General features: G+C 53.7%; 15 protein-coding genes. 1 reads left to right on the top strand and 14 read right to left on the bottom strand.

Annotated features, from left to right (window positions below; all coding sequences use genetic code 11):
• Positions 1-18 precede the first annotated feature (18 nt).
• The 14 genes from L466_RS11625 to L466_RS11690 form a co-directional block, all read right to left on the bottom strand.
• Positions 19-435, bottom strand: a complete 417-nt coding sequence (locus L466_RS11625; protein WP_032680802.1) for a hypothetical protein — start codon at positions 433-435, stop codon at positions 19-21.
• Positions 429-1,418: a hypothetical protein gene (locus tag L466_RS11630; RefSeq protein WP_032680801.1), complete on the bottom strand. Its 990-nt coding sequence runs from the start codon at positions 1,416-1,418 to the stop codon at positions 429-431. Before L466_RS11630 ends, L466_RS11625 begins: the two co-directional genes overlap by 7 nt.
• 71 nt (positions 1,419-1,489) lie before the next feature.
• Positions 1,490-1,972 carry an Hcp family type VI secretion system effector gene (locus tag L466_RS11635; RefSeq protein ID WP_014884229.1) on the bottom strand — a complete coding sequence of 161 codons (483 nt, stop codon included), beginning with the start codon at positions 1,970-1,972 and terminating at the stop codon, positions 1,490-1,492.
• A gap of 180 nt (positions 1,973-2,152) precedes the next feature.
• Entirely contained in the window at positions 2,153-2,578 is a 426-nt protein-coding gene (locus L466_RS11640; RefSeq protein ID WP_032678401.1) for a T6SS amidase immunity protein Tai4 family protein, read from the bottom strand.
• Positions 2,575-3,081: a type VI secretion system amidase effector protein Tae4 gene (locus tag L466_RS11645; protein ID WP_020883459.1), complete on the bottom strand. Its 507-nt coding sequence runs from the start codon at positions 3,079-3,081 to the stop codon at positions 2,575-2,577. Before L466_RS11645 ends, L466_RS11640 begins: the two co-directional genes overlap by 4 nt.
• A 65-nt stretch (positions 3,082-3,146) precedes the next feature.
• Entirely contained in the window at positions 3,147-4,646 is a 1,500-nt protein-coding gene (tssC, locus tag L466_RS11650) for a type VI secretion system contractile sheath large subunit (RefSeq protein ID WP_014170549.1), read from the bottom strand.
• 3 nt (positions 4,647-4,649) lie between these two features.
• Positions 4,650-5,174 (bottom strand): type VI secretion system contractile sheath small subunit, encoded by a 525-nt coding sequence (gene tssB, locus L466_RS11655; protein WP_008502644.1) that lies wholly within the window; start codon positions 5,172-5,174, stop codon positions 4,650-4,652.
• 75 nt (positions 5,175-5,249) lie between these two features.
• Positions 5,250-6,266, bottom strand: a complete 1,017-nt coding sequence (tssA, locus tag L466_RS11660) for a type VI secretion system protein TssA (RefSeq protein ID WP_020883458.1) — start codon at positions 6,264-6,266, stop codon at positions 5,250-5,252.
• 11 nt (positions 6,267-6,277) lie between these two features.
• Positions 6,278-6,994: a type VI secretion system-associated protein TagF gene (tagF, locus tag L466_RS11665; RefSeq protein ID WP_020883457.1), complete on the bottom strand. Its 717-nt coding sequence runs from the start codon at positions 6,992-6,994 to the stop codon at positions 6,278-6,280.
• A gap of 16 nt (positions 6,995-7,010) precedes the next feature.
• Positions 7,011-10,631, bottom strand: a complete 3,621-nt coding sequence (tssM, locus tag L466_RS11670; protein WP_032680800.1) for a type VI secretion system membrane subunit TssM — start codon at positions 10,629-10,631, stop codon at positions 7,011-7,013.
• 2 nt (positions 10,632-10,633) lie between these two features.
• Positions 10,634-11,872, bottom strand: coding sequence for a DotU family type VI secretion system protein (locus L466_RS11675; RefSeq protein ID WP_020883455.1), 1,239 nt, complete (start codon positions 11,870-11,872; stop codon positions 10,634-10,636).
• Positions 11,873-11,889: 17 nt separating this feature from the next.
• Positions 11,890-13,233 carry a type VI secretion system baseplate subunit TssK gene (gene tssK, locus L466_RS11680; protein ID WP_020883454.1) on the bottom strand — a complete coding sequence of 448 codons (1,344 nt, stop codon included), beginning with the start codon at positions 13,231-13,233 and terminating at the stop codon, positions 11,890-11,892.
• 28 nt (positions 13,234-13,261) lie between these two features.
• On the bottom strand, positions 13,262-13,765 hold the full coding sequence (gene tssJ, locus L466_RS11685; protein ID WP_014170556.1) for a type VI secretion system lipoprotein TssJ: 504 nt from the start codon (positions 13,763-13,765) through the stop codon (positions 13,262-13,264).
• Positions 13,766-13,788: 23 nt separating this feature from the next.
• The gene (locus L466_RS11690) at positions 13,789-14,283 is read right to left on the bottom strand and encodes a hypothetical protein (protein ID WP_014170557.1); all 495 of its coding nucleotides are present in this window, start codon (positions 14,281-14,283) and stop codon (positions 13,789-13,791) included.
• A 1,002-nt stretch (positions 14,284-15,285) separates the two neighbouring features.
• Here L466_RS11690 and L466_RS11695 point away from each other — a divergent pair.
• A complete protein-coding gene (locus L466_RS11695; RefSeq protein ID WP_032680799.1) occupies positions 15,286-17,574 on the top strand; it encodes an FdhF/YdeP family oxidoreductase in 2,289 nt (762 codons plus the stop codon).
• The last annotated feature ends 13 nt before the right edge of the window (positions 17,575-17,587 follow it).

The raw sequence follows: 17,587 nt of genomic DNA, 5'->3' as shown, positions 1-17,587 counted from the left end.
AAGAGAATATCAACAAAACTATTTAATGAAATTTACAAAAAATAATCCAACAATGAGCCATAGAGTGAATATTAATGCCTGCACTTTATAACGACGATGCAGTTTTAGCATCCAGGCAATTTTTTCATCTGGTAATGATTGAATATATTTATAAGCTTCTTCCTGCACCAGCCTGTCGCGAGTAAACTTCATCTTCACGCCCTTATGAAGACGAATAAACCAGATTATTTTTTGATAGTTTGCCAGTGATCCAAAAAAAGAAGCGTAATTTGTTACCAGATCGAGATCATAACCTTTGCGTCTGTAGTCAGAAAGGAGCTGATTATAGTCAGCCTCGTGTTTTTTAAAATAACGAGAACTAAACAGATCCATAATTACAACAACGAGAAACAAACCCACAGTAAGCAATAAAAGTAAATTCTCGAGATTTACCATAATTTATCCATCATATACTCTGTTGCTCCACCTGCTATTTCGCTACCAGCGTATCCACCCGCAGCCGCACCGACAATAGAGCATGCGAGCAATCCTACACCGCCAGTTGCAACTCCCAGCGCAACGCAAACTCCCGCCCCGGCTATGGCACCATATTTGCCACCGTAAATGCCACCAGTAAGACCTGCACCAAAGCTACTGTATTTTTTTACAGCAACTTTTGAGCAATTCTGCTCTCGTCCAACGGTACACGCATTGTAAACTTCATTGGTCGTATTTGCACCTGCAAAGCCTATTGCAAGCCATCCCCCCATTTTAAGAAAACGAGCGGCCTTTGAAGCATTATCAATGTATGTTGAATAACCCCGAATAGAACCAACACCGGCAGTGCTCCATTCATGCACAATTGATCTGCTCGATAAACCTAATGCATGTCTGAGTTCATTATAAGGTTTCATTTTAAGAGTTAATCTGGAAAGTTTATTTAATAAAACATCTAACTCAGAGAACAATCGTTGACGCTCAACAAAAAACTGTTGCCCTATTAATGTCCCTTGCGTTCTGTACTGATTTTGATAGGCCAACTCAATGGATTTTAATTTTTTTTCGATTTCACTGAAGTATTTGTCACCCGCATCAGAAACCACACCAAGGGACTTATCCATAAAGTTTGTGACTGCGGCAATTGTGCCATAGTGCTGAGAGAGGAAATTAGCCTCACCTGAATTAAGATCCGCCAGAGAACTATTAACTTTCTGTTTTGCGATTTGCAGTTGTTTAAGTTGCACTGCATTATTGTTTCCTGGATCATTGACAATTAACATTTGACCAGGTTTGGACCATTGAGTATCGCTATTAATTTGCATAAAATGACGCGCTGCATCGCTATTAGGATTATTAAACAGAAGCCTCGCCTGAAAATCCAACGTCCCGGGCTGCTGAACAATACAATACCCAGGTGCAACCATTGATTTTACGCTCATTACTCGATCTCTTTGCAAAGTTTTGACTAATACGTAGGGCCAGGGAAAAACTCCCCTGGCCACGTACGCAATTACGCTTCTTTGTTTTCTTTAATGTTCCAGCCAGCGCTGCTTTCAGCACCTTTACCACCAGCAGTGGTCTGCTCCCAGTACTGCTGTTTCACTTTCGCAGCCTGGAATGCATAGGTCACACCAACGGTGTCGCCGTTGTCCGCACCGGTGTACTGAACAGAAGTTACCAGCACATCTTCCAGTGTGATGCGGGTATATTCAACTTGCTGACCACCCGCTTTGCACACGGACAGTTCAACTTTAGTCAGGTGCTTACCGCTTGCGCAGTGTTTGAGAATTGCTGTAGTGGATTTGTCGATCAGAGCGTTAACGTGCAGATCGTTAAAGTTAACTTTACCGGCACCGCCGCCGCCACCAACACTCATATTACCTGGCTGGGAAGCGCCCCAGGAGAAGGAGGTAATATCAGTCCAGCCGGTGTGGTTAGAATCTTTAGATTCGCCCGTAACACCCTCGACCTTCAGAAACATATCAATAGCCATAATATCTACTCTTCGTGGATGAACAATATTGCTTTCGAAAAAGCACTTATATGGCAAACAGGAAAGCATGGGGCTGAATAAAACCGTCCATATTTTACCTCTGCCTCATATCAAATGACCCGTGTCATTTGACAGTCTTGACATTCCCCCTGAATGAAAGGAAAGAATGTAAAGTCTTTACTACTGCGGATTATCCTGAAGCCAGGTACGGTCAGGATTGCCTATAATTAATTGAGGTACAAGTTTATTAAGTTCGTCACTATGATAAAGACGTAGACAGTTTAACGTTACGCCTTTGACATCGGGTTTTATCTCAGAATGAAAGGCATTGGTTGCGCCTTTATATTTATCAATAAGGGCATTAATTTTGTCATTGCCATTTTCAATATCGAAAGGCACCCATTCCAGTAATGCACTACTGCTACGGGCTGCATCCAGAGAAAACTGGCTTTTATCATCTGAAACTTGTGCCAGACAGCGAGAAAAAACAACGTCTTTAACAACTTGCTTATAAGGCATTTTTTTGACAAACAACACCGGATCGTCAGTTGCATAAACAGAGGCGGAACTGGTAAGCAACAGTAGACTGGCAATTATTTTTTTCATGGCAACTCCCAAAAATTGGCTTTGGTCGTCGTGTAATTCGTCTCCGGTGCATTGAAATAACAATGATCCGAACAGGTTAAACCATTCCAGAATGTGGCATGACCTGCGGCGTCACTCCAGCCTTGTACCTCAAACAGAATTACGCCCTTTTTGTTGGCTAATTGTTGAACGGGTAAGGAAGGATAACTCACGACCATGTCAGGTTTACCCCACTGACGCGTCAACCAAGCAATAACATCCTTTACCCGATAGAAGTACCATTTATTATCAGCACCGGATACCGTGAGATTTGCAATACGCGGGACGGGATGCCCGGTATAGTTCAGAACATAACTCATGCGTACGGCACAACTATTTGACCACCCACCCTGATCTTGCGGTATTTCGAAGTTGTGCTTAACCTTGCCGCCGATAATTTGCTTAACTTTGCCGATAGAATCATTTGCATCGTAAATACGTGTTGCCGCCGCCCAGGCAGCAACAAACGAAGGTCTCGCGGTCATATTTCCTCTCACATTTCCATGCTATAAAGCAGGTGCCGGGTATGGCCTCCCGGCGGCAATCATCATCACGCGTCTTTCGTCTTCAGTGACGGCAGTTTAGAAACCAGACGCAGAGAAACGGTCAGACCTTCCAGCTGGTAGTGTGGACGCAGGAAGAATTTCGCGGCGTAGTAGCCCGGGTTATCTTCAATTTCCTGCACCTGCACTTCGGCAGCCGCCAGCGGTTTACGGGACTTGGTCTCCTGTGAGGAGTTAGCCGGGTCGCCGTCCACATAGTTCATCACCCAGTCGTTCAGCCAGCGTTCCATCTCTTCACGTTCACGGAAGGAGCCAATTTTGTCGCGCACGATGCACTTCAGGTAGTGGGCAAAGCGGCAGCAGGCGAACAGGTACGGCAGACGGGATGCCAGACGCGCGTTAGCGGTCGCATCCGGGTCGTGGTACTCAGCCGGTTTCTGCAGAGACTGCGCGCCGATGAAGGCGGCAAAGTCAGAGTTTTTGCGGTGAACCAGCGGCATAAAGCCGTTCTTCGCCAGCTCGGCTTCACGACGATCGCTGATGGCGATTTCGGTCGGGCATTTCATGTCCACGCCGCCGTCGTCGCTCGGGAAGGTATGACACGGCAGGTTTTCAACCGCCCCGCCGGACTCCACGCCGCGGATTGAGGTACACCAGCCGTACTCTTTAAAGGAGCGGTTGATGTTGGCAGCCATGGCATACGCGGCGTTCGCCCAGGAGTAGCTGTTGTGGTTCGCGCCATCGGTCTGCTCTTCGAAATCGAAGCTGTCGACCGGGTTAGTGCGAATACCGTACGGCAGGCGCGACAGGAAGCGCGGCATCACCAGGCCAAGGTAGCGTGCATCTTCGGATTCACGCAGTGAACGCCACGCGGCATACTCGGTGTTCTGGAAGATTTTGGTCAGGTCGCGCGGGTTCGCGAGTTCCTGCCAGGACTCCATCTGCATCACGCCCGGTGCGGTACCGGTGATAAACGGACAGTGGGCCGCCGAGCCGATACGTGCCATCTCGCCCAGCAGTTCAACGTCCTGCGGACTGTGGTCGAAGTAGTAGTCGCCAACGATGCAGCCAAACGGCTCGCCACCAAACTGACCGTACTCCTGCTCGTAGATTTTCTTGAAGATTGGGCTCTGGTCCCAGCCCACGCCCTTAAAGCGTTTCAGGGTACGACCCAGCTCCTGCTTGGAGATGCTCATAAAGCGGATCTTCAGCATCTCGTCGGTTTCAGTGTTGTTCACCAGGTAGCTCAGACCGCGCCAGGCGCTCTCCAGCTTCTGGAACTCTTCATGGTGAATAATCTGGTTCACCTGCTGAGACAGCTGCTCGTCGATACCGGCAATCAGGTTCTGAATGGTGCGGTAGGTGTCACTGGAGAAGGTAACGGTATTTTCCAGCGCCTGCTGCGCCAGCGTTTTTACCGCACTTTCCACCGCGGAGCGCGCCTGATCGGTTTTCGGGCGGAACTCTTTGTTCAGCAGCGCGCTGAATTCATCCTGGCTGAACGCCTGACCACTCTGCTGCTCGTGTTGTTGAGTCTGGTTGCTCATCGATTATTCCTCGCTACCTTTCGCACTTTCGTCATTTTTCGGCAACTGGCTCAGAGATTTGAGCAGCGTCGGATCCTGCAGAATTTTAGCGATCAGCTCTTCCGCGCCGTTTTTGCCATCCATATAGGTCAGCAGGTTGGAAAGTTGAGTACGTGCTTCCAGCAGCTTGTTCAACGGCTCAACCTTGCGGGCTACCGCGTCCGGCAGGAAATCGTCCATGCTGTCGAATGTCAGATCAACGTTGAGCTTACCTTCGCCGGTCAGCGTGTTATCCACCTGGAACGCCACGCGAGGTTTCAGCGCTTTCATGCGCTCGTCAAAGTTATCAATGTCGATTTCGAGGAATTTACGCTCATCGACTGCCGGCAGGTTTTCCACCGGTTTGCCGACCAGATCGGCCATGACGCCCATCACAAACGGCAGCTGAATTTTACGTTCTGCACCGTAGATCTCTACGTCGTACTCGATCTGCACGCGGGGGGCACGGTTACGTGCGATAAATTTCTGCCCACTGTTACTCATTGCCATGATGTTCTCCATCAAAGATGCGCGGTGAAGGTGAAACGGCAGGCTCCATGCCTGTCGTCATAATGCCAGGACGCGTTATTCGCGGCGTCCAAAGATGTTTTCCAGTTGGTTAACGCCGTCTGGCGCCAGGTCGCGAATAATGTCCATAAAGTTAAGTTCTGACAGCCGCTGCACCCGTTCAATCATCAACGGTGCGGGGTGGCTCGGTTCGTACTGCGCAAAATACTGTTTGGCTTTCTCCAGCATCAGCTGTGCATCGGCGCGGCTGGTGACCTGCACGCTGCGCCAGTCTGTAACCTGCTGAACGGGTTGTGCGACCGCCGGTTGAGGTTCAGCGCTGAGCTCAGCCTGTGCCTCCCGGTTGGGCAGCAGCTTGCTGATGTCGGTCACCTGACAGGCGCTGGCGACCAGCCCGACGGTTTTCAGCAGCTGTTCCATCTCCGGAACGCCGCTTTCACCAAGGTGGCCGGTGAGCAACTCACGAATGGCCAGCAGCCGTTCGTTAATCACTATCACCGCCGATGTGCCCGGCTGATCGCCGCGGGCCAGCTCGTCAATCAGTCTTGGGCGGCCACCGGGGTAATCCGGACATTCGGTTTTACTGCCATCAAGCAGTGCCTGAGCGTCGCGAAGTGAAATTTCATCGCCATTTGATCGCAGCAGCGAGGCGTTACGCACGGCGACGGTCAGGTCAGACTTATCACTCAGCCCGGCCAGGGCGTTAATGCGGTAAAACGGGTCGGTTTCGCCATACTCTTCCAGCAGCGGATAGAGCGGCTCCCAGTAACGCGTGATCGCCTCCTGCACCAGTAACAGCCCGTCGGCGTAGCCCGCAAGGCCGCGGCGACGTGTCCATGCATGCGTTAACGCCAGCATGACGCGCAGATCTTTGGTGCGGCTCAGCAGGCTGGTGGCGAATTTTTCCACCGTATTCCAGTCAGCAGGTTCTGCCGGAATGATGGTGTCGCCAAACTGCTGCTCTGCTTTGCCCTGGCTGGCCTGATTCATCAGCTGGAAATCAGCGTCATACTCCAGGTTTTCGCCACAGGGCTTGTCGGGGCTTATTGGCGCGAGAAATTCTTCGATATTCATAAGATCCCTGCTTATTCAAACATAGGCGGATAGAGACCGTGACGGCCCGGGCGGGCGCCACCTGCCGGGTCGAACAGCAGCGTAAAGAGCTGCCCGGTAAAGTTCCCGCTGTGAACATGGGTGTAGAGCGGGTAGCCGTCGCAGCGGTTGGTCCACCAGTAGCTGGTCTGGCGAAGCGGGTCAAAGCACTCTGCTGCCTGAGGCCAGCCCAGCGTGCTTTGGCCGTCTTCGTCATAACCAATCACATCGAGAATATCTGAGCGCTTTTGCGGCTCGACGGGCTGCGGTGCCGGAATGGACATCAGCATGTCATCGAGCTGTGAGGCAGAAAAACTGTTACGTACCGCATGCAGGCCCAGACGGCCAATCTGCTGATACCAGCTTTCAGCCTGACTGAGCAGACGTGATGACCAGTCCGCGGGGGCAAAGCTGAGCTGAATGCAGACCGGATATTGTCGACCAACGCTGTCACGTCCTGGTAGCAGGCAGCCCATCTGAATCATCTGGCTACCCAGCATCGGTGGTACGACAAAATTCCAGACCGGCGCTTTGTTAAACGGGCGCTCACCGCTGCGCTGCTCTTCCTGCTGCCAGGCCAGCAGGCCGACCTGGAACCAGTGTGACCACTGGCGTTGCAGGGTGTCAGGAAAGCGACGCTGCAAAAAATCTCCGGCGCTGGGCAGTTTGCCATACCAGCTGTAGCGGTTCATCGCAGGGGTATTCGTCATACGGCTGTCCTTGCGGTTATGGGCATGAGAAACGGGGAAGCTGGAACGGGTTACGAATACTGTTTGGCGCAAATTCCAGCGTAACCTGATGTCCGTCTACGTTGAAGGTCGCCTGGCGACTCAGACTTCCCGCCCCCGGGCTGGTACGCGCTTTATCGAAAAAGCGGTTCAGCGCCCAGGAACCGTTCGTCACCAGCGTAGCCGTGCTGCCGTTAGCCAGACCCAGCTGCATACGCACCTGGTTAGTCCCGCCCGGCCCCGGCCAGTTCATGATCTGCACAGCCTGTGGACCGTGGCTGTAGCGCAGCAGTTGACCGTCAACATCCAGCGTCAGGTTAAGGATTGTGTTATCCATTCTGACGGTGCGCACCGTCACTTTGTAAGATGGCGTGGTGGCACCGTTAGCAAAGAAAGCATCGCGAATGGACTGCGCCTGCTGGAACGGTCTCAGGAGCCCTTCACTTCCCGGCAGCGTTTTTCCATCAATGCCCGGCATAAAGCGCCAGTTCGCCTGCGTGGTATCAACTTTATTGGTCAGGTTGTCACGAAAGAAGGTGTCCATCAGCCCGGTGCCTGGCGCAAACATGCGCGCGAGATCGTCCGGCGTGACCTCCGTACTGGCGCTGCGCACCAGCGGGTAACGGCCAGCGATTGCCTGACGGCAGAAACCACCGACTTCGACGTTAATCCGCTTACGCACGTTTTCGAGGTCGCGACGCTGGGTATCACTGCTGGCCCCCACCGCCATATTGCTGAACATGGTTTGCAGACCGCCCGGCAGACGACCGGCACTGGCCTGCAGACGGCTAATCGCCTCGCCTCCCGGAGCAGGCATGCCGCTGTTGGCCGCGTCCTGAACGGCAGTCAGGTAGCGGTAAAGTTCATCAACCTGCTTGAGAAAATCATCAAAGACGATGGTCTTCCCGCCTTTCTCCAGCGGCTGCGCCAGCTCAATCATTGGAGCATAGTGATCGGTTACCAGCTGTTCAGGTGCCTGAGTGACCACCGCGGCCTGCGTCGGGGCATTGTCATTATTACTGAATAACGCTTCGAGCGTGCGGGTGGCACGGTTGCTTTGCGCTTGCGCTTTACCGGCATCATCCGGGGTTGGCGCATTGCGTGAAAGCGTCAGGACCTGGCTCAGGTTCAGCACCAGACGGCGCAGCGGCGAGTTTGCCCCGGAGAGCAGACGCGCGGTATTGATGCGCTGAGAGAGATCGGCGCTGTTATTAAGCTGAATGTCGGCGAGGAAGCGATCCCAGTTGGCGATAAAGTCGCGCATGTAGAGCTGACGCACGGCGTTATCGATCTGCTGTTTATCTTCCTGGGCTGAGGTCGCCCCCAGCACCCACGCATCGTCTTCATGCAGAGCAGTGGTGACGCTGTCAATCTGGCCGTTGAAGCTTTTCCAGTAACCGTCCGGAGTATAAAGACCCGGTACGCCTTCACTCACCGGCTTGCCGCTTTTGCGTGAAAACACCAGCTCGCTCTGCGGACCGCCCAGGTCGGAGAGCGATACCGGTTTCAGGTTTTCATCATGCTCCAGCAGACGCTTCAGACGACCATACACCCGGGTGGAAAGTGGCTGCTGGTTGATTAGCGCCCTTTCACGCGCGACCAGGGATTCATCCTGCGCGTACGGCGAGGCCTGAATTTTCGGCTCAAGCAGCTGAGTCAGGTGCCACTCAAGCTGCTGAAGCTGCGCCTGAGTCACGTTCTGCGGCAGGTTGCGCTGCAGATTGAGCATTACCCAGGAGTGCAGGAATTTGCCGTCATAGTGCTTCGGCTGATAGAGCATCTGGTAGGCCTTCAGCGCTTCATAGCTGTATTCCACATCGCTGCCGTTATCGTTGCGCAGCCAGGTAGTGATATGCATCGCCACGGCAGGGAGCAGCATCTGGTCCAGCGCTTTCTGGTACAGAGACTGCGATGCATCGCTGACGTCATCCCCACGATAGAGCCCCATACGGCGTGAGACAGGCGGATCGTTAACATCAAACGCGTCACTTTTCGGCAGATCGACCAGGCCATTCAGCAAGGGCAGAAGGTCAAACAGATCGCGCTGAGGCTGATTCTGCAGCGCCTTGCTCTGCTGATCCAGCAGCGGCACCTTTGCGTCCACCTCTTCCAGATAAGCCTTGTTCCTGGCATAGCTGGTCAGCCACAGTCCACCGAGGATCACCAGCAGGGCCAGCAGCGCCGCATAGCCGGACCAAATGACGGCGCGGTTACGCAGTTCCCACCAGCGGTTTTCCCCGGCGATGCCGGCCTCCTGGAAAATAACGTTTTGCAGCAGGTTCTTGATGAAGAAGCTCTGCCCTTTCGCCCCTGGAATCGGGGCCTCTTTGCTGACGGAATCCCAGCGATTTCCCTCTTCACCTTCCGGCAAGGAGAGCGCACGGTTAAGTTCGCCCATCACCCGGTCAAACGGCATACCTTCCTGGGTACCACTGGCGAAATAGATCCCGCGCGGGGAGAATTCGGTTTCAAAGTTAGAGCGGGCAAAGACCGTGCTCAGGTAGTCAGCCAGCAGCGGACGCAGTGCGGCAAACTCCTGCGGGAAGAGATACGCTTCCGCGCGCGCTTTTGCGTCATGCTCCTGCAGCAGAGTTTCCGGCAGTCCGGCATCCAGGCGCTGCTGTAAGAGGGAAAATTCCTGCTGGAAGTTACCCATCAGGTCGTAATCAGCGTGTTTGGTTTGCTCCCACGGCAGCGTGAAGCCCCAGATCTGGTCGCGCTGCGCTTTGTCGTAATCGGCAAACCAGGCACGGAAGCCTTTAAGCAGGTCAGCTTTGGTCACCATGACATACACCGGGAAGCGAATACCCAGCTGCTCATGCAGCTCAGAGAGACGCTGGCGCAGGTTGACCGCCTGCTGGCGTGACGCTTCAGGCGAGAGCGTCAGCAGATCAGAAATGCTGATGGTAATAATCACACCGTTGATCGGCTGGCGACGGCGATACTTACGCAGTAACCCCATAAACTCAAGCCATTCACCGGCGTCCTGAACCTGTTCGCTCTCCTGGGTGGTATAGCGACCCGCGGTGTCCAGCAGTACGGCCTCGTTGGTGAACCACCAGTCGCAGTTACGCGTGCCGCCGATCCCGCGCAGCGCGGTCTTACCGAAGCGGTCGGCCAGCGGGAATTGCAGTCCGGAATTGACCAGCGCCGTGGTTTTACCGCTGCCCGGCGCGCCGATGATGACGTACCACGGCAGTTGATACAGATATTGCGTGCTAAAGCGCTGCGTCCACTGGGCACCCTGTCCCGCTTTGCTGAAGTGCGCTTTTTTCAGCATCTGTGCGGCTTCGTCAAAACGGCTGGCGAGGATCTGCTCCTCGTTGTTCAGTCGCTTCTGCGGATCCGCTGCTTCCGGGCTGGTGGTGTTCTCATTGAGTTTGTCCATCAGCTTGCGGTTCAGCCAGGCATTGTACAGCCGCGGCAGAATGTGGCCCTGCGCCCAGAGCAGATAAACCACCGCAATACTGATGATGCGGTTCTGTTCAGATTCGAGCGGTCGGGTGTCCACGATGGACAACAATGGGCCAATCATCCAGATAACCGCCGCAAGCGCAGTGACGCCCAGGAAGCTCCACAGAATGCGATTGGTCAAAATGGAAAGAAGAGTAGTCAGCATCCTTAGTTTCCTTGCGGCAATCCGTTCAGCTCAGCCTGGGTATTTTCAGGCGACACCAGCAGAGTAATTTCCACCCGGCGGTTACGGGCACGGTTTTCCGGCGTATTGTTAGGTGCCACTGGATTAATCTCGCCGCGGCCTTCCGCTTTTACACGTTCAGGTTGAGAGAGGCTTCCCTGCAGCATTTTCTGAACTGACCGGGCACGTTCCAGCGACAGTTCATAGTTAGAGGCAAAGCGCGCGCTGCGAATTGGCACGTTATCGCTGTAGCCCACCACCAGAATTTTACCGCTGACGTTATTCATGGCCTGTGCAATACGGTTTATTACAGGCTCATAACGGTCACGTACCACGGTTGAGGCGGAAGCAAACAGGCCGTCCCCTTTCAGGATCACCACGCTACGGTCCGCTTCATCTTTTACCGCAACCAGACCGGCTTCTATTTCCGGCTTCAGGAAACCACGCAGGTTCAGCACCGCAGGCAGCTGGCGGGCAGGTTGCTGGATAGTCGTTTCGGGAAGCTGTGACTGATAAATTTTTGCTAATACCGGGTTGGTGTTATCGCCAAGCCGCCAGTTAAGCACGATATAGAACAGGCAGGCGATAAACCCGGCCAGCGCCACGCAGGCCCACAGAGGTACCATGGGTCGCCATAGCTTGCGCAGTACCGGACGATCTTCCGGATGCGGAGAGAGCTGTGGCGGGTAACTGCCACGCACGCCGCGAATCATCTGCCACAGCCGTTGCTTGATGGTTTCAAGCTGGGTGCGGCCATTATCCAGCACCCGATAGCGCCCCTCGAAGCCGAGCAGCAGACAGTAGTTGATCATCTCCAGCAGCAGAATATGTTCGCGCGGGTTTTGCGACAGACGCGCCAGCAGCTGGAAGAACTTTTCGCCGCCCCAGGTTTCATTATGAAACGTCACCAGCAGACCATTGCTGGACCAGACGCCGCTGCTGCCCCAGGGGGTGAGCGCGGCGGCCTCATCAAGTGCCGTACACAGGCAGTAACGTGCCCCGACGATCACCTCATAGGCCAGACCGGCCTGCTGACAGCGCACTTCGAACCGGCGGATCTCATCGATCAGGCGCTGGCGCAACGCCACCTGATCGTCATGTGATACCGAATGACGGATTTGCGGAATCGCATTGAGCAGCGGATTGGCGGCCGCCACCAGCTGATTGTTGCTACTGGCTCCGGTAAACGCGGCATCACTGCCGGTATCCTGTCGTTCCTGCATATTAAGCGCTCGCTTTATTATTCAGTCGGGCTACGGATGGCCCAAAACTCCATATCAAGTCCCGGGAACTCGCCTGCGAGATGCAGGGCGAAAGCGCCGGACTTATCCATCTCGTGCCACAGCTCGCTCCCCTTCTCCAGCTCGAAGTAGCTGTAGCCTGCATGCCAGGGGATCTGCGGCGGTGCGACCGGCATGGCGCGCAGCATAATACCAGGCAGTTGCAGCTGAACCAGATCGCGAATTTTCGAGACCGGCGCCACTTTCATCTGGGCAGGGAAATGGGTTTGCAGGTGTTCGCCCGGCACGTTGGCTTTGACCGCCAGCACGAAGCCGAACTCACGCACCATGCTGGTTTCCGGCACGGTCGCGATGTTCAGACCGTGGGAACGCTCGTTAAGCGGCAGCTGAATGGCATGGTCTTCCATCACCAGAGACAGCCCCTGACGCAGCAGCATCATCAGTTTGCTGAAGCAACCCGCGAGGTCGTCGTGATCGTAAATTGGCAGCACGCTTTCAGCGGTACGCTGAGACGCCCAGGTGGCGAGCTCGGTCGCAAACGGCAGCCAGCTGCGCCAGAGTGTTTCCGGATGCAGCAGCGGAAGCGTTTTTAAATGCGAAACCTCGCCCAGATGGCGGTTCACCAGTGAGAGCAGCGTGAATTCAATCAGTTCCGAGGTATTAAAGCGGCCAGGCTGGCGCAGACGACCGCCAATTTGCTGGCTGCGCTGCACCAGTAAGCCGTGCAGATCGTTAATCATGCTGTAGATCTGCGGGCTGTTATTGGCGTTCAGCATCGGCGGAATGTAGCTGCTATCGAGACGCACGTGGTTATCGTTGCGTTTCTCGGTCACAAACGCCACGCCGATAGCGGTCCACTCTGCCGTTACATCTTTTTCCAGCATCAGGGTCAGACGCAGGCGGCCAAACTGTACGGTGGCATCGCCTACCGACATAGCGTTGTCGTCTTCCACCTCTTGCTCAAAGGCGATGAAGCGCGCCAGCGAGGCCGGCTCTTCACTGAAGATCACCTCTTCTCTCTCTCCACGGCGAACCGGCAGTGCGAGCACCACCTTTTCATTGGTGAGATTGTCAGGGATTTTCAGCGGCACCGGACCATTGCGGCCGTTGCGCACCTGGAAAAAGGTTCCGTCAGGCAGCAGTCCACTGCAGTAGCTCAGGGCAATGCATCCCTGGCGCAGCATCGCTTCGTCCAGCTCAACGTCGAGAAAGCCCCAAAGGTATGAACGCTGCAGCGCACCCCATTCACGAACGTGGTTGAGCAGATAGCTTTCAGTCCGCTGAAAATGGTGTGGGCGCAGGAACATGCCTTCGGTCCAGACGACCTTTTCTGCTTTCGTCATGATGATGTAATTCCTGTTATGAAGCGCGTTACTGGCTGATGACCCGGATGCCATTCACGTCGAGAAACACGTTGGCCTGGAGTTCATCCGCTGACCATTTCCAGAACTGGTAGATATGGTTTTCGCCTGGCACAGGCAGAGGGAGTGAAACGCGCCATTTTTTGCCATCCAGCATCTGATATTCCGCCATCACACCAATGTAGCGGGCGTCGGGAGAGCTCTGTCCACTCAGGGTTTTCGAGAGCTGACCCGGCATCAGGAAGAAAACATCGCTGTTCAGCAGATTCGCGCCAAGCGTGGCTGACGCGTTGTTCTGCAGGGAATAGAAGTCGCTGGACATGAAATCCGCATCGGATTTCAGCAACAGCACTCTGACTTTTAGCGGCGCAGATTCATTGATTTGTGGATGAGCCTGAAACTGCAGATTGTAGCGGGAAGGGTCGCTGTGTGAAGACGACGTACAACCACTGACAAGGGCGAAAATCGCCGCGTAAAAGACGGACCACAACCAATGAAAATTTTTATTATTCATAAAAATACGCTCAGGGACGCGGTTTAGTTCAGGATCCAGGTACCGTTAGCGCTGTCTTTGCAGGCTTTGCTGTTACCGTCCACATCAACACAGGTTGCCTTCTTACGCACTTTCGCACGCTGGGCCTGCTTACGGACGGTCGCTTCGTACTGATCGGCTTTGATCACTGCACGCATCGGGACGTAGCCAATCAGTTGATCATTTCCCTCATCGGCAAGCGCCATCCAGTAGTGCTCAACCTGACCCAGGACCACATACGTTTTACCGGTTTCCAGGGTACGGATAACCTTTCCGCCGAAGTCAGGACGGCTCATCAGCGAGGCCGGATACATGGCACGATACGGCTCATTGAGCTGAGTAAACTCTGCTGGAGGTAAAACAGCATGACGGTGGGTTAACGTGACGCCATTGACCTGGCTGGTCACGATCGTGTCGTCGTTGATCACAGGTTTCTGCGGCGCTTTACAGCCCGCCACCGCCATTACAAACAGAAGTGAAAACAGTACGCGCATTTTCATATGCTTTTCCGTAGCGATATTTCGATGATGGAGATAAAGGGGATGAAGTTTGACTTAGGTGCTATTGTTAAAATAGTCAGTATATTTTCGGGGCGTTACTATTTAAGGGCATAGCTACCGCACGAGCCCTTCAGAATAAGGCCCAGCGTCTTCCTGACATATTTTGACAAACGGTAAGCAAGTTTACATGAGCTTGCCACCAATTCAATATTTACCGCTTCATAACTGATGGTTAATGAAGCACTCGAGACATTATAGGATTAATCTGAGAAAAAAATACGATTTAGCTAAAATCGTCTATTCCCCTCAAGCCAAAATCACATATCCATCTGATTTAAAATGAAATTCCACAAAAGAGAATCACTTTCATTAACGCAATAACCCTATTACTGCTACTACCATAATTAGTAGAATCTGGCTTTATGGGGGGCGAAGAAAATATATCCAATATGAATTATTTGTTGCATTATCGAGGTAACTTTCAATTTCAGCCAGACCTGTCTCAATATATGAAATTGTTTCAGGGAAACTGAGAAAAGTTAATTTTACACCTCAAAATAAGTTTGTCTTTTAATCTCCCTTTCGGATTTAATCTGGTAATTCTCCGATATTAACAATTAAGCACAGCTACATATTCCTGGTTAAAGCGACGATTAATTTGCACCGATTCCTCCTGCCTGCAGGGGTCTTCGTCGCCCTGCCCTTCAGCCACCTTCATCTGAAATTTAACGCTGACTTCATCATCGCTTCGCTTTCGCCATAGCGCAGAGTGAACAGGTGATAGATAAGATTTATTATAAAAATGATAAAATTTCGTTATAATTTCTTTAAAAGTTTACACCGATTAGCATGTAATCCACTGTAAAATATCGCCATTCAATTCAATGCATTTAACTTTGCTCTGGCCTCTGGTAACAGACGCCATCATTGTTTTCGCTTATTGGCAAACCCGGTGGTTTATAGGCGCAGGTGATGTCATGACCGCACAAGTCAGGAGTTGGTATGAATAAGAAAAGACGCTCAGTTCCCGGTATCAGGCACTATGACGGCCCAGCCGGTGGCTGGGGGGCGTTAAAGGCGACGGCCATTGCGGTACGTACCCAAATGGATACGCTGGATGCCCCCGCAACCCTGCTGCGCACAAACCAGCCTGACGGTTTTGACTGCCCTGGCTGTGCGTGGCCCGATAAAGAACACAAATCCACGTTCCAGTTCTGTGAGAACGGGGCGAAAGCCGTCACCTGGGAAGCCACCAATAAACGCGTCACCACGGATTTTCTCGCCAAAAACAGCGTGTCCTCGCTGCTGGCTAAATCTGACTTTGAGCTGGAAGGTTACGGTCGTCTCACCCATCCCCTGCGCTATGACCGGGCAAGTGATACCTTCCAGCCAGTGGAATGGGACGACGCTTTCCAGCGTATCGGTGAGGTGCTGCGCGGTCTTGAGCCTGACCAGGTCGAATTTTATACCTCCGGCAGAGCCTCGAACGAAGCAGCGTATCTGTTCCAGCTGTTCGCCCGCGAGTACGGTACCAATAACTTCCCCGACTGCTCGAATATGTGCCATGAAGCCACCAGCGTCGGTTTACCCCGTTCCATTGGTATCGGGAAAGGGACCGTCTCACTTGATGACTTCGATAAAACGGAGCTGGTTATCTCCATTGGTCATAACCCTGGGACCAACCATCCGCGGATGATGGGCACGCTGCATGAGCTGGCTCGCCGCAAGGTACCGATTATCGTCTTTAATCCCCTGCGCGAGCGCGCGCTGGAACGTTTCGCGGATCCGCAAAGCGTTATTGAGATGGCAACCTACAGCTCTACCGATATCGCCTCCACCTATTTCCAGGTGAAAGCCGGGGGCGATGCCGCTGCGTTAAAAGGGATCGCAAAACACCTGCTGGAGATGGAGAACGAACGCGGAAACGTGCTCGATCGCGCCTTTATTGCTGAACACACCTTGGGCGTTGAGGCGTTTGCTGCGGATATTGCGCAAACCGACTGGGAGGCCATTGAGCGTGAATCCGGGTTGAGCCGGGCAGCGCTCAAATCCGTGGCCGAGGCCTACGCAAAATCGAATGCCACCATCATCACCTACGGGATGGGCATCACCCAGCATAATAAAGGCACCGCGAATGTCCGCCTGATCGCTGATCTGTTGCTGCTGCGCGGTAACATTGGCAAACCCGGCGCGGGGATATGCCCACTGCGCGGCCACTCGAACGTTCAGGGTAACCGCACCGTGGGCATAAGCGAGAAACCGACACCGGCATTTCTCAACCGCCTGAAGGAGGTATTCGGTTTTGAGCCCCCTGCTCACCACGGCCATGATGCGGTGCAGGCAACACAGGCCATGATCGACGGACGTGCAAAAGCGCTGATCTGTCTGGGTGGAAATTTTGCAGTGGCGATGCCCGATCACGAGAACGGTTTTCCGGCAATGAATACGCTGGATTTGAGCGTTCACATCGGTACCAAGCTCAACCGCACCCATTTGCTGGTGGGGAAAGAGACCTTTATTTTGCCGTGCCTCGGTCGTACCGAGCTGGATGTCCAGGCCACCGGACGCCAGTCCATTACCGTGGAGGACTCGATGTCGATGGTGCATGCCTCTTCCGGCAAGCTGAAACCCGCCTCTCCGCGCCTGCGCGCTGAGCCGGCCATTGTCGCCGGAATGGCGCAAGCCACCCTGCGGGAGACCCGCGTGGACTGGATGACGCTGGTTGAGGATTATGACCGTATCCGCAACCTGATTGAGCAGACCATTCCGGGCTTCGAGAATTACAATGAACGGATCCGCATTCCTGGTGGTTTTCGCATGCCGCTGCCGCCCACAGAACGTATCTGGCCAACGGCGACGGGCAAAGCGATGTTTTCGGTTTTCGACGGCGTCAATGAGAACGCCAGTGGTGAAGGCGATAATGTGCTGCGCCTGATCACGCTGCGCAGCCACGACCAGTACAACACCACCATTTACGCCCTTGATGACCGTTACCGCGGCGTCTTTGGCCGTCGCGATGTGCTGTTTATGAATGAAGACGATATGGCGCAGTCAGGCCTGGAGCATGGCGATCGCGTGGATATCGAAACCGCCCTGCCGGGGAGCGTTCAGCGTCTGGAAGACATTACCGTTGTGGCCTACAGCATTGCGCCGGGTTCCGTCGGAGCTTACTACCCGGAGGCCAACGTACTGGTTCCGCTTGATTATCTGGATAAGGACAGCGGTACGCCGTCTTATAAATCGGTTCCGGTCCGCCTCATCCTGCGTTCGAAAGAGATCCGCATGCTGTAAGGCTTTCAACGCA

It is taken from the genome of Enterobacter sp. BIDMC 30 (assembly GCF_000534355.1).
Lineage (GTDB): Bacteria > Pseudomonadota > Gammaproteobacteria > Enterobacterales > Enterobacteriaceae > Enterobacter > Enterobacter ludwigii.
This window is presented reverse-complemented; position numbering and strand designations above follow the sequence as displayed.

What these genes read in the sequence shown, in the direction of transcription:
- L466_RS11625 (WP_032680802.1), bottom strand. Translation starts at nt 435, where the DNA reads ATGGTAAATCTCGAGAATTTACTTTTATTGCTTACTGTGGGTTTGTTT.
- L466_RS11630 (WP_032680801.1), bottom strand. Translation starts at nt 1,418, where the DNA reads ATGAGCGTAAAATCAATGGTTGCACCTGGGTATTGTATTGTTCAGCAG.
- L466_RS11635 (WP_014884229.1), bottom strand. Translation starts at nt 1,972, where the DNA reads ATGGCTATTGATATGTTTCTGAAGGTCGAGGGTGTTACGGGCGAATCT.
- L466_RS11640 (WP_032678401.1), bottom strand. Translation starts at nt 2,578, where the DNA reads ATGAAAAAAATAATTGCCAGTCTACTGTTGCTTACCAGTTCCGCCTCT.
- L466_RS11645 (WP_020883459.1), bottom strand. Translation starts at nt 3,081, where the DNA reads ATGACCGCGAGACCTTCGTTTGTTGCTGCCTGGGCGGCGGCAACACGT.
- tssC (WP_014170549.1), bottom strand. Translation starts at nt 4,646, where the DNA reads ATGAGCAACCAGACTCAACAACACGAGCAGCAGAGTGGTCAGGCGTTC.
- tssB (WP_008502644.1), bottom strand. Translation starts at nt 5,174, where the DNA reads ATGGCAATGAGTAACAGTGGGCAGAAATTTATCGCACGTAACCGTGCC.
- tssA (WP_020883458.1), bottom strand. Translation starts at nt 6,266, where the DNA reads ATGAATATCGAAGAATTTCTCGCGCCAATAAGCCCCGACAAGCCCTGT.
- tagF (WP_020883457.1), bottom strand. Translation starts at nt 6,994, where the DNA reads ATGACGAATACCCCTGCGATGAACCGCTACAGCTGGTATGGCAAACTG.
- tssM (WP_032680800.1), bottom strand. Translation starts at nt 10,631, where the DNA reads ATGCTGACTACTCTTCTTTCCATTTTGACCAATCGCATTCTGTGGAGC.
- L466_RS11675 (WP_020883455.1), bottom strand. Translation starts at nt 11,872, where the DNA reads ATGCAGGAACGACAGGATACCGGCAGTGATGCCGCGTTTACCGGAGCC.
- tssK (WP_020883454.1), bottom strand. Translation starts at nt 13,233, where the DNA reads ATGACGAAAGCAGAAAAGGTCGTCTGGACCGAAGGCATGTTCCTGCGC.
- tssJ (WP_014170556.1), bottom strand. Translation starts at nt 13,765, where the DNA reads ATGAATAATAAAAATTTTCATTGGTTGTGGTCCGTCTTTTACGCGGCG.
- L466_RS11690 (WP_014170557.1), bottom strand. Translation starts at nt 14,283, where the DNA reads ATGAAAATGCGCGTACTGTTTTCACTTCTGTTTGTAATGGCGGTGGCG.
- L466_RS11695 (WP_032680799.1), top strand. Translation starts at nt 15,286, where the DNA reads ATGAATAAGAAAAGACGCTCAGTTCCCGGTATCAGGCACTATGACGGC.